Genomic DNA, 11,275 nt, shown 5'->3' on the forward strand with positions numbered 1-11,275 from the left:
GGAGGTGGCCATACATGGCTATTACAAAAGAACGTAAGAATGAAATCATTAATGAATTCAAGGTTCACGAAAGTGATACTGGTTCTCCAGAAGTACAAATTGCTGTATTAACAGAAGAAATCAATACACTAAACGAGCATTTAAGAATTCATAAAAAAGATCATCATTCACGTCGTGGTCTTTTAAAAATGGTTGGTAAGCGTCGTAACTTACTTAACTACTTACGTAATAAAGACGTTACACGTTACCGTGAATTAATTAAAAAACTTGGCTTACGTAGATAATGTAAAAAGCAGGAGTAATCCTGCTTTTTTTCTACGTTAATACATAGATGAAATTTACATTCATGTTTATTAAGTATAAAATAAAGAATAGAAGTGTTTTATGAAAGGAGTACTTAAACTTATGGCAGAAGAAAAACAAGTATTCTCCACAGAAATAGCCGGGAAACCGTTTGTTGTAGAAATTGGAGAATTAGCGAAGCAAGCAAGTGGTGCTTGTATGGTCCAATATGGTGATTCATCTGTACTTGCCGTAGCGACTGCATCAAAAGAACCAAAGGATTTACCATTTTTCCCTTTAACTGTAAACTATGAAGAACGATTATATGCAGTAGGTAAAATTCCTGGTGGATTTATTAAACGTGAGGGTAGACCAAGTGAAAAAGCGATACTCGCATCAAGATTAATTGACAGACCGATTCGTCCACTATTTCCGGATGGATATCGAAATGAAGTACAAGTAATTAGTACTGTAATGAGTGTGGATCAAGACTGCTCTACTGAGATTGCTGCGATGGTAGGTTCATCAATAGCCTTATCGATTTCCAATATTCCATTTGAACAACCAATTGCTGGTGTTCATGTTGGACGTGTCGATGGTGAATTTATTATTAATCCAACGGTTGAACAAGAAGCAAAAAGTGATATTGAATTAACAGTAGCTGGTACAAAGGATGCTATTAACATGGTAGAAGCAGGTGCAAATGAAGTGCCTGAAGAGGTAATGTTAGAAGCGATAATGTTTGGCCATGAGGAGATTAAACGATTAGTAGCTTTCCAAGAAGAAATTGTCCAAGCTATCCAGCCAGTTAAGTCTGAATTTGTTCTGTTTGAGTTTGATAAAGACTTAAAAGAAAAAGTAGAACAAGAAGCAAAAGAAAAATTACTTGCAGCTATTCAAGTAAAAGAAAAACATGCCAGAGAAGATGCTATTAGCGAAGTGAAAAAAGAAATATTAGCTTCCTATGAAGAAGAAGATTCTGAGGTTATCTCACAAGTTAATTCCATATTAGATAAAATGGTGAAAGAAGAAGTTCGCCGATTAATTACGAAAGATAAAGTTCGCCCAGATGGACGTAAAGTTGATGAAATTCGTCCACTATCATCTCGTGTAGGCGTTCTACCAAGAGCACATGGTTCCGGTTTGTTTACTCGTGGACAAACCCAAGCTTTAAGCGTTTGTACCCTAGGAGCTTTAGGAGACGTACAAATTTTGGATGGTTTAGACTTAGAAGAATCTAAACGCTTCATGCACCATTATAACTTCCCACAATACAGTGTTGGGGAAACTGGACCAATGCGTGGACCAGGTCGCCGTGAAATTGGACACGGTGCACTAGGTGAAAGAGCTCTTGAAAAAGTTATTCCATCTGAAAAAGATTTCCCATATACGATTCGTCTAGTATCAGAAGTATTAGAATCAAATGGTTCAACATCTCAAGCAAGTATTTGTGCGAGTACATTAGCGATGATGGACGCAGGTGTACCGATTATTGCACCAGTTGCTGGTATAGCTATGGGACTTGTAAAATCTGGTGATGACTATACGATTCTTACTGATATCCAAGGTATGGAAGATGCATTAGGTGATATGGACTTTAAAGTTGCTGGAACTAGTAAAGGAGTTACAGCACTTCAAATGGATATTAAAATTGATGGTCTATCTAAGGAAATTCTAGAAGAAGCACTAACACAAGCGAAAAAAGGTCGTATGCAGATTCTAGAATCAATGATGAAAACAATTAGTGAACCAAAAAATGAATTGTCTCAATATGCACCGAAAATTTTAACGATGTCTATCCATCCAGATAAGATTCGTGATGTTATTGGACCTAGCGGAAAGCAAATTAATAAAATCATTGAAGAAACTGGTGTTAAAATTGACATTGAACAAGATGGTAGTGTGTTTATTTCTTCTACTGATTCTACAATGAATGAAAAGGCGAAACAAATCATTGAAGATATTGTTCGTGAAGTAGAAGTTGGTCAAGTCTATTTAGGTACGGTTAAACGTATTGAAAAATTTGGCGCATTTGTTGAAATTTTCAAAGGTAAAGATGGTTTAGTACACATATCTGAACTTGCAGAGGAAAGAACCAATAAAGTAGAAGATGTCGTGAAGATTGGTGATCAAATTATGGTTAAAGTTAAAGAAATCGATCATCAAGGAAGAGTTAACCTTTCTCGAAAAGCAGTATTAATTGAACAAAAAGAGAAAGCAGAAAAATCAACACTGTAATATATTCTACAAGAGAAGCTGGATTTCCAGTTTCTTTTTTCATTTTCCCATTTCATATCTTGTCCTCTACTTTCATATATATGGAAGGGAGGAGTGATGTTATGAATAAGTACCGGAATTATATTAATTTAATTGTATTTGTAATGATTGTGATGGTATCGTTCAATATAGATCAAAACCCTTTTAAAGCGGAATATCAGTCGGTTTATGCTCCGATAGAATTTACCAAAGCAGAAGATCCTCTTTATCAAGAGATTGAAGAGAAAAGTGCTGCATACAACGAAAATCCAAAAGATGCATATATAGACAGGGTATGGAAGAAGATACCGGGAAGAAACGGTCGAAAAGTAAATATTAATGCATCTTATGAGCGAATGAAAAAAAATGGGAAGTTTAATGAGGACTTAATTGTATATGAACAAATCCCTCCTAAAACTTCATTAGAAGATCTAGATCCAGCACCTATTTATCGAGGACATCCTGAAAAGGAGATGGTATCTTTCTTGATAAATGTATCTTGGGGTACAGAGCATATTCCAGAAATATTAAAAATATTAAAAGATCATAATGTTAAAGCAACATTTTTCATAGAAGGTAAATGGGCAAAAGAGAATGTAGATTATGTGAAAATGATTGCAGAACAAGGGCATACTATAGGTAATCATGCTTATAATCATCCAAATATGGCTAGATTAGGTCGTGAAGAAATAAGGAAACAAATACAGGATACGAACGAAGTGATTCATGCTATTACAGGGAAGACTCCTAAATGGTTCGCTCCACCTAGTGGTAGTTTTTCAGATGAAGTAGTACAGGTTGCCAGTGAACTTCAGATGGATACGATCCTTTGGAGTGTGGATACAATCGATTGGAAGAACCCATCAGTAGATGTTATGATAAATCGTGTGATGGGAAAATTACATCCCGGAGCAACGATTTTAATGCATCCAACCCCATCAGTTGTAAAAGGTTTACCGACCTTAATAAAAGAGATAAAAGCAAAAAAATATAGAATAGGAACAATTGATAAATTATTATCAGAAGCACGATAGCTTTAATACAGGAGGAACTACCTTGATAGAAAAACATACTAGTAATAATGGATTAAGAATTGTACTAGAAAAAATACCTTCCGTAAGATCTGTAACAATAGGTGTATGGGTTTTAACAGGTTCCAGAAATGAAAATGATCTAACTAACGGTATCTCTCATTTTATTGAGCATATGTTCTTCAAAGGTACAAAAACACGTACAGCAACAGATATTGCTGAAGCCTTTGATTCAATAGGTGGGCAGGTTAATGCATTTACATCTAAGGAATATACATGCTTTTATGCTAAAGTATTAGATACACATAAAGAGCATGCACTAGAAATATTAGCGGATATGTTCTTTAATTCATCGTTTGACCCCGATGAAATGGAGAGAGAAAAGAAAGTAGTCTATGAAGAAATCAAAATGTATGAAGATACCCCCGATGATATTGTTCATGATTTAATTGCTAGAGCTTCTTATGGGAACCATCCATTAGGTTATCCTATATTAGGAACAGAATCGCATCTAAAGACATTTACACCAGAAACTTTACGAGCTTACATTAACGATCAATACATACCAGAAAATGTCGTTATATCGGTTGCAGGGAACGTAGAAAAGGAGTTTATTTATAAGGTAGAAGATTATTTTGGACACTATGAATCAGCTACAAAAAAAACTGACATCATAAAACCGTCTTTCTTGAGTGAAACAATTGAACGACATAAAGAGACCGAACAAGCCCATCTATGTATTGGATATAATGGGTTATCTGTTGATTCAAATGAAGTATATAGCTTAATTATCCTTAATAACGTTCTAGGAGGAAGCATGAGTTCTAGACTCTTCCAAGAAGTAAGAGAAAAAAGGGGACTTGCATATTCCGTCTTTTCCTATCATTCCTCCTTCTTAGACAATGGACTACTCACGATATATGCCGGAACTGGAAAAGAACAGCTCCCATTACTTAAGGAAACGATAGAAAACACAGTTGAAACTTTAGTTGAAAAAGGATTAACTGATAAGGAACTTAGAAATAGTAAAGAACAGCTTAAAGGTAGTTTAATGTTAAGTTTAGAAAGTACTAACAGTAGAATGAGTCGAAATGGTAGGAATGAATTATTATTAAAGAGACATCGTACACTTGATCAAATGATTCAAGAGATTGATGCGGTTAGTCATGATTCCATTAAACAAGTAATTGAAATGACTTTTGGAAGTAATCCCCCAGCGGCGGCTCTTATTGCTCCAAAAATGGAATAATATTTAAATGAATTTAATAAAAAGATGATCTGGTTAGCCCCTGATCATCTTTTTTATACAGAAGATAACATAGCTATTTAATACATGCATATACTCTTATAAATATGGCTTTAGGGGGGGCATAAGTGGAATGCGTTATAATGATATAAGTAATAAGGAAATTGTTAATATCACTAATGGAAAACGTTTAGGGATATTAGGGCAAACCGACTTAGAGATAGACGAACATACAGGGCAAATTCAGTCTTTTCTTCTCCCGAATTACAAATGGTTCGGTTTAAAGAAAGAAGGGGAAGTTGCGAAAATTCATTGGCATTCCATAAAAAAAATTGGTGAAGATATGATCATGATTGAAGCGGAGTAATTAAATGTAAGGCTAGTATCTTATTAGAGATACTAGCCTTTTTTTGTCATTTTATTAACTAACATTCACTAACCGCCTATTTATTCATAAGCTATAAAGAAAATGCTTTAACAAGAAAATCGAGATAACTGTTTTCATCGATGACTTTTTTAAAGTTGGAGGGTGTTCTAGGTAATGAAACAATTAATAGCTGTAATAGGCGGAGATGCTAGATATTTAGAACTAATAAGACAACTTCAAGCTATTGAAAATATAGATTTGGTTTTAGTTGGATATGACAAATTAGAGCAAGGTTTTACTGGGGTAAATCAAACAGACTTTAACGAATTAGATGTTATGAATTTAGATATTATAATTCTGCCTATCACGGGTACAGATGAAAAGGGCAGAGTAGAAACAATATTTTCTGACCAAGACATCGTTATTACAGAGGAATGGTTAAGTAATGTGAAAGATAAAGCTATCGTTTTCACCGGAATTACCAATAAACATCTCTCGGAACTAATGGAGAAAACAAATAAAACATTAATTCCACTATTAGATCGAGATGATGTCGCGATATATAATTCAATTCCCACTGCAGAAGGTGCCATTATGATGGCAATTGAAAATACCGATTATACAATCCATTCTTCACGAGTTATTGTAACTGGATTCGGTAGGGTGGGAAACACCGTAGCAAATAAATTTGCGGCATTGGGGGCAAAAGTATCGGTTGCTACAAAAAACTCAACTGACTTAGCCAGAATAACGGAAATGGGCTTAACCCCAATAGCACTAAACCGATTACCAGAATATACAAGTGAATGCGACTTATTAATTAATACGATACCTGCTAAGGTGATAACGAAAGATGCTATACAAAATCTTCCTTCTAATGCTGTAATCATTGATTTAGCTTCAAAACCAGGTGGGACGGATTTTGATTTTGCAAAACAAAGAGGAATTGAGGCGATTCTAGCAAGGAGTTTGCCTAGTATAGTAGCCCCTAAGACTGCTGGTAAGATTTTGGCAGATGTCATCATTCAAATATTAACGAAGGAAAAGGAGTTATTAGAATGGATTTAAAAGGGAAAAGAATTGGATTTGGTGTTACTGGGTCACATTGCACTTATGAGGCAGTGTTTGGACCAATGGAACGGTTGATGGAATTAGGTGCAGAAGTTGTTCCTGTTGTAACCTATACGGTCATGAATGTGGATACGAAATTCGGTAAAGCAAAGAATCATATTGACCGAATAGAATCCATTACTGGAAAGAAGGTCATCTCTACAATGCCCGAGGCAGAGCCGTTAGGTCCCAAACATCCACTTGATTGTATGGTAATTGCTCCTTTAACTGGTAATTCCATGAGTAAGTTTGCTAATGCTCAAACTGATTCTCCACCATTAATGGCCGCGAAAGCAACAATGCGGAATGGCTCCCCTGTTGTGTTAGGTATTTCAACAAACGATGCACTTGGCTTAAACGGAGTAAATTTAATGCGTTTAATGGCAAGTAAACATATCTACTTTGTACCGTATGGTCAAGATGATCCATTCAAAAAACCCAACTCTCTTGTAGCTAAAATGGAGTTATTACCAGATACTGTTTCAGCTGCATTAGAAGGAAAGCAATTGCAACCAGTATTAGTACCTTTTTCTGATTAAACTGTGATAGAATATATAGTTAAGATTCAGATGGTATTAAATTATCAATATTCTTCTTGGGGAAGGGAGTCATCAACATGACAAAAGAGAAATTATATAATGTAGCAGTAGTTGGAGCAACAGGGGCAGTAGGCCAAAAGATTGTGAAATTACTAGAGGAAAGAAAATTCCCAATAAATAAGTTAAAGCTTCTATCCTCCAAGCGTTCAAGTGGAACAAACATAACGTTTAAAGAGCAAGAAATAATTGTAGAAGAGGCAACAAATGATAGTTTTGAAGATATAGATATTGCATTATTTTCCGCTGGTGGGGCTGTTTCGAAACAATTTGCCCCTGAAGCGGTTAAACGAGGAGCGGTAGTAGTTGATAATACGAGTGCATTTCGTATGGACGATGGAGTACCATTAGTAGTACCGGAAGTAAATGAAGATGATTTAGCATCCCATAATGGGATTATTGCTAATCCGAATTGTTCAACGATACAGATGGTTGCTGCATTAAAACCGTTAAAAGATGCATTTGGTTTAAATAAGGTTATTGTTTCCACTTATCAAGCAGTATCTGGAGCTGGAAATCAGGCTGTAGAGGAGCTAAGAACTCAAGCTGAAAAACTATTAAGAAATGAAGAAATCGTACCAGGAATTTTACCAGTAAAAAGTGATAAAAATCATTATCCTATCGCATTTAATGCGTTACCACAAATTGATTTATTTGATGAAAATGGTTACACATTTGAAGAAATGAAAATGATTAATGAAACAAGAAAAATATTACACGAACCAAATCTAAAAGTTTCCGCGACTTGCGTGCGTCTTCCATTTTTCACTTCTCACGCAGAAAGTGTATATATTGAAGTAGAGAAGGAAGGATTAACAACAGAGGATTTATGGAAGGTCCTAGATCATGCAGAAGGTATTATCTTACAGGATGATCCAACTAATCAAGTCTATCCAACACCACAAAGTGCAGCAGGTAAAAAAGAAGTCTTTGTTGGCCGAGTAAGAAAGGACTTAGATGAAGATAAAGGTTTTCACTTGTGGATAGTATCAGATAACCTACTAAAAGGTGCTGCATGGAATACAGTACAAATAGCAGAACGTATCCTCAAAAAGAACCTGTTATTAAAATAAATTGTTAGTTAGGTAGAGGTGTTTAAAACGTGCAGATATTAGTTCAAAAATTTGGTGGAACTTCTGTACAAAGTAAACAAACTAGACAACATGTTATAAAACACATTGAAAATGCACTAAACAACAAATATAAGCTTGTAGTTGTCGTATCTGCAATGGGGAGAAATCCTGCAGCCTATGCGACCGATTCTCTTTTGAATTTGGTTGATTATCCAGAGCAATCCATATCAGATCGTGAACTTGATATGCTAATGGCTTGCGGTGAGATTATTTCTTCAGTTGTTTTATCAAATGAATTAAAGAAAAAATCGATAAAATCAGTAGCGCTAACTGGAGCACAGGCAGGAATACTGACAAATGCAGATTATAACCAAGCGAAAATAAAAGAAGTGAATCCAACACGTATTTATAATGAATTAAAGACAAATGACGTAATAGTTGTAGCAGGATTTCAAGGGAAGAATGAAATTGGTGAACTTACTACAATAGGTCGTGGTGGCAGTGATACGACCGCTGCTGCATTAGGTGTAGCAGTTAAAGCTGAACGAATTGAAATATTTACCGATGTTAATGGGATTATGACTGCTGATCCAAGAGTAGTGAAAAATGCACGTGCTCTTGATGTAGTCACATACCAAGAAATTTGTAATTTGGCCTATCAAGGGGCAAAAGTAATTCACCCTAGAGCAGTAGAAATTGCAATGCGCGGGAAAATACCGGTGTTAGTACGTTCCACCTATAAAGAAGGTGGGGGAACATTAGTGACAAATGTGCAAAGTAATAAGTCTGCGGTAGATGTGTCGGAACGATTAGTAACAGGTATTGCTCATTTAGCAAATATTACGCAAATTAAAGTACAGACGAAGGAAAAAGAAGCATATCGGTTACAATCAGAAGTATTTAAAGCTATGGCAGATGCAGGGATATCAATCGATTTTATTAATATATCTCCGACTGGGGTAGTTTACACTGTTCCGGACATTCAAGGAAAGAAGGCCATTGCTAGGCTAGAAGATAAAGGGTTCCATCCAACAGTTATAAAAAACTGTACTAAGGTTTCTGTAGTTGGTGCTGGGATGAATGGTGTGCCTGGAGTTGCGTCAAGAATTGTGCAAGCACTAACGAATGAGGGAGTACAAATTTTACAGTCAGCAGATAGTCATACGACTATTTGGGTATTAATACCAAGTAAAGATGTTTATAAGGCAGTAAATGCATTACACGATGAATTCGATTTAGCTAAGGAATCAACAATTTTACATGACTTTATAATAGAAAGGTGAGTATATATGAATTTTGGTAAGATTTTAACTGCGATGATTACTCCTTTTCATGAAAATGGAGCAATCAACTTTGATGAAACAACAAACTTAGTAAACTATTTAATTGAAAATGGAACAGAAGGCCTAGTAGTAGCTGGAACAACAGGAGAATCACCTACACTCACTACAAAGGAAAAGATAGAGTTATTTTCACATGTAGTAAAAATTGTTGATAAACGCATCCCGGTTATTGCTGGAACTGGAGGAAATAATACGCAAAGTTCAATTGAACTGACAAAAGAAGCAGAAAAATGTGGTGTAGATGCTGTTATGCTAGTTACTCCTTATTACAATAAGCCGAATCAAAATGGGTTATATGAGCATTTTAAAGCAATTGCTGGTGAAACAACATTACCAGTAATGTTATATAATATTCCAGGTAGATCGGTTGTAAAAATGTCTGCAGAAACGATAATTGAATTAAGTAAAATAGAAAATATCGTTTCAGTTAAAGAGGCAAGTGGGGATTTAGATCAGGCTGCTATGATAATTGAAAATACTAGTGATGATTTCACTGTATACAGTGGTGATGATGGTTTAACTTTACCAATGTTAGCTATTGGTGGAGATGGTATTGTATCAGTAGCAAGTCATGTCATAGGGAATGAAATGCAAGAGATGATTACAGCATTTGAACAAGGTGATATCAGTAATGCATCACGTATCCATCGTAAATTACTACCGGTAATGAATGGGTTATTTGAAGCGCCGTCTCCAACTCCAGTAAAAGCTGCCCTCAAAACAAAAGGTATTAACACCGGTTCAGTACGATTACCATTAGTACCTTTAACAAAGGAAGAGGAGAAAAGGCTTAAAACGCTTTTAGATAATCTTGTCTTATAATTAATAGCTATTTTAAATTGATACTGTTATGGTAAGGATTCCTAAAGAAAAAGGAATCCTTTTTCTTTAGGAATGTATTTAATCGTAAACGCCCATACTATATTTATAGTGATTTTTGAAAGGAGTTTACCAATCATGGAAAAAGACACAGGGAAGAAAGAAGAACAAGAAGAACAATCTGGTGGACCATCATCACTTGTACAAAAAATTCAAGCTTTAGGTCAAACCAACGTCCCACAAGCACCAGACTCTAACATCCATGTATTATCAATCATCGGCCAAGTTGAAGGTCATATTCAACTACCACCACAAAACAAAACAACTAAATACGAGCATATACTCCCACAATTAATAGCTATCGAACAGAATCCTAAAATTGAAGGAGTTGTTATATTATTAAACACTGTTGGCGGTGATGTTGAAGCAGGACTTGCATTATCGGAAATGATTGCATCTCTTTCCAAGCCAACCGTATCCATTGTATTAGGAGGTGGACACTCTATTGGAGTCCCTATTGCAGTATCAACAAATTACTCTTTCATCGTACCTACTGCAACTATGACTATTCATCCAGTTCGATTAACAGGACTAGTAATTGGTGTTCCGCAAACGTTTGAATACTTAGATAAAATGCAGGAGAGGGTAATTAACTTTGTCGTAAATCATTCCAATATTAAAGAGGAAAAGTTTAAAGATTTAATGTTTGCCAAAGGCAATCTAACACGAGATATTGGCACAAATGTAGTTGGAACTGATGCAGTAAAATATGGATTAATAGACGAAGTAGGTGGCGTGAAAGAGGCTATGGTAAAGGTTAATGAATTAATTAATGAGACAAATGGACAACAAGATCCGGAGGTAATTCAATGATTCTTTATACCCCTTTATCCGATTCTGAAGTTTTTCCTACAGATGAGATAGTGTTCCGTAATCGACAATGCATTACATATGAAGGAAAAACTGTGTATGTAGAAAAGAATGGTAATGGAGAATATCAGCTAGTTCAATTATTATCAACAGACCCGAATGATTATTTAAATGTTAAGTATGCTCCAGGTACGATTCTATCATAATTGCAATCGTTAAATTTGGCTATATATGATATACTATAGTTAATCAGCATGATAATATACCCTTGCCTATTTGTGG

12 protein-coding genes are annotated in these 11,275 nt (G+C 35.4%); all 12 read left to right on the forward strand.

Annotated elements, in window-relative coordinates; translation table 11 throughout:
• The first annotated feature begins 14 nt into the window (after nt 1-14).
• The 12 genes from rpsO (at nt 15) to AB1K81_RS04725 (ending at nt 11,199) form a co-directional block, all read left to right on the forward strand.
• Complete coding sequence (gene rpsO, locus AB1K81_RS04670; protein WP_412975486.1) at nt 15-284, forward strand: 30S ribosomal protein S15; 270 nt, start codon at nt 15-17, stop codon at nt 282-284.
• A 121-nt stretch (nt 285-405) separates the two neighbouring features.
• Complete coding sequence (locus AB1K81_RS04675; protein ID WP_412975487.1) at nt 406-2,520, forward strand: polyribonucleotide nucleotidyltransferase; 2,115 nt, start codon at nt 406-408, stop codon at nt 2,518-2,520.
• A gap of 101 nt (nt 2,521-2,621) precedes the next feature.
• Nucleotides 2,622-3,572 (forward strand): polysaccharide deacetylase family protein, encoded by a 951-nt coding sequence (locus AB1K81_RS04680; protein WP_412975488.1) that lies wholly within the window; start codon nt 2,622-2,624, stop codon nt 3,570-3,572.
• A 22-nt stretch (nt 3,573-3,594) separates the two neighbouring features.
• Complete coding sequence (locus AB1K81_RS04685) at nt 3,595-4,818, forward strand: M16 family metallopeptidase (RefSeq protein WP_412975489.1); 1,224 nt, start codon at nt 3,595-3,597, stop codon at nt 4,816-4,818.
• Nucleotides 4,819-4,948: 130 nt separating this feature from the next.
• Nucleotides 4,949-5,182, forward strand: coding sequence for a YlmC/YmxH family sporulation protein (locus AB1K81_RS04690; protein WP_412975490.1), 234 nt, complete (start codon nt 4,949-4,951; stop codon nt 5,180-5,182).
• A 174-nt stretch (nt 5,183-5,356) separates the two neighbouring features.
• A complete protein-coding gene (dpaA, locus tag AB1K81_RS04695; RefSeq protein WP_412975491.1) occupies nt 5,357-6,250 on the forward strand; it encodes a dipicolinic acid synthetase subunit A in 894 nt (297 codons plus the stop codon).
• Complete coding sequence (gene dpaB, locus AB1K81_RS04700; RefSeq protein ID WP_412975492.1) at nt 6,241-6,831, forward strand: dipicolinate synthase subunit B; 591 nt, start codon at nt 6,241-6,243, stop codon at nt 6,829-6,831. The genes dpaA and dpaB overlap by 10 nt, the downstream gene beginning before the upstream one ends.
• A 77-nt stretch (nt 6,832-6,908) precedes the next feature.
• On the forward strand, nt 6,909-7,961 hold the full coding sequence (gene asd, locus AB1K81_RS04705) for an aspartate-semialdehyde dehydrogenase (protein ID WP_412975493.1): 1,053 nt from the start codon (nt 6,909-6,911) through the stop codon (nt 7,959-7,961).
• 29 nt (nt 7,962-7,990) lie between these two features.
• Entirely contained in the window at nt 7,991-9,244 is a 1,254-nt protein-coding gene (dapG, locus tag AB1K81_RS04710) for an aspartate kinase (protein ID WP_412975494.1), read from the forward strand.
• Between the two features lie 6 nt (nt 9,245-9,250).
• Nucleotides 9,251-10,126, forward strand: coding sequence for a 4-hydroxy-tetrahydrodipicolinate synthase (gene dapA / locus AB1K81_RS04715; RefSeq protein WP_412975495.1), 876 nt, complete (start codon nt 9,251-9,253; stop codon nt 10,124-10,126).
• Between the two features lie 135 nt (nt 10,127-10,261).
• Complete coding sequence (locus tag AB1K81_RS04720; RefSeq protein WP_412975496.1) at nt 10,262-10,996, forward strand: ClpP family protease; 735 nt, start codon at nt 10,262-10,264, stop codon at nt 10,994-10,996.
• A complete protein-coding gene (locus AB1K81_RS04725; RefSeq protein WP_412975497.1) occupies nt 10,993-11,199 on the forward strand; it encodes a YlzJ-like family protein in 207 nt (68 codons plus the stop codon). The genes AB1K81_RS04720 and AB1K81_RS04725 overlap by 4 nt, the downstream gene beginning before the upstream one ends.
• The last annotated feature ends 76 nt before the right edge of the window (nt 11,200-11,275 follow it).

This window comes from Ornithinibacillus jepli (assembly GCF_047228935.1).
Lineage (GTDB): Bacteria > Bacillota > Bacilli > Bacillales > Amphibacillaceae > Ornithinibacillus.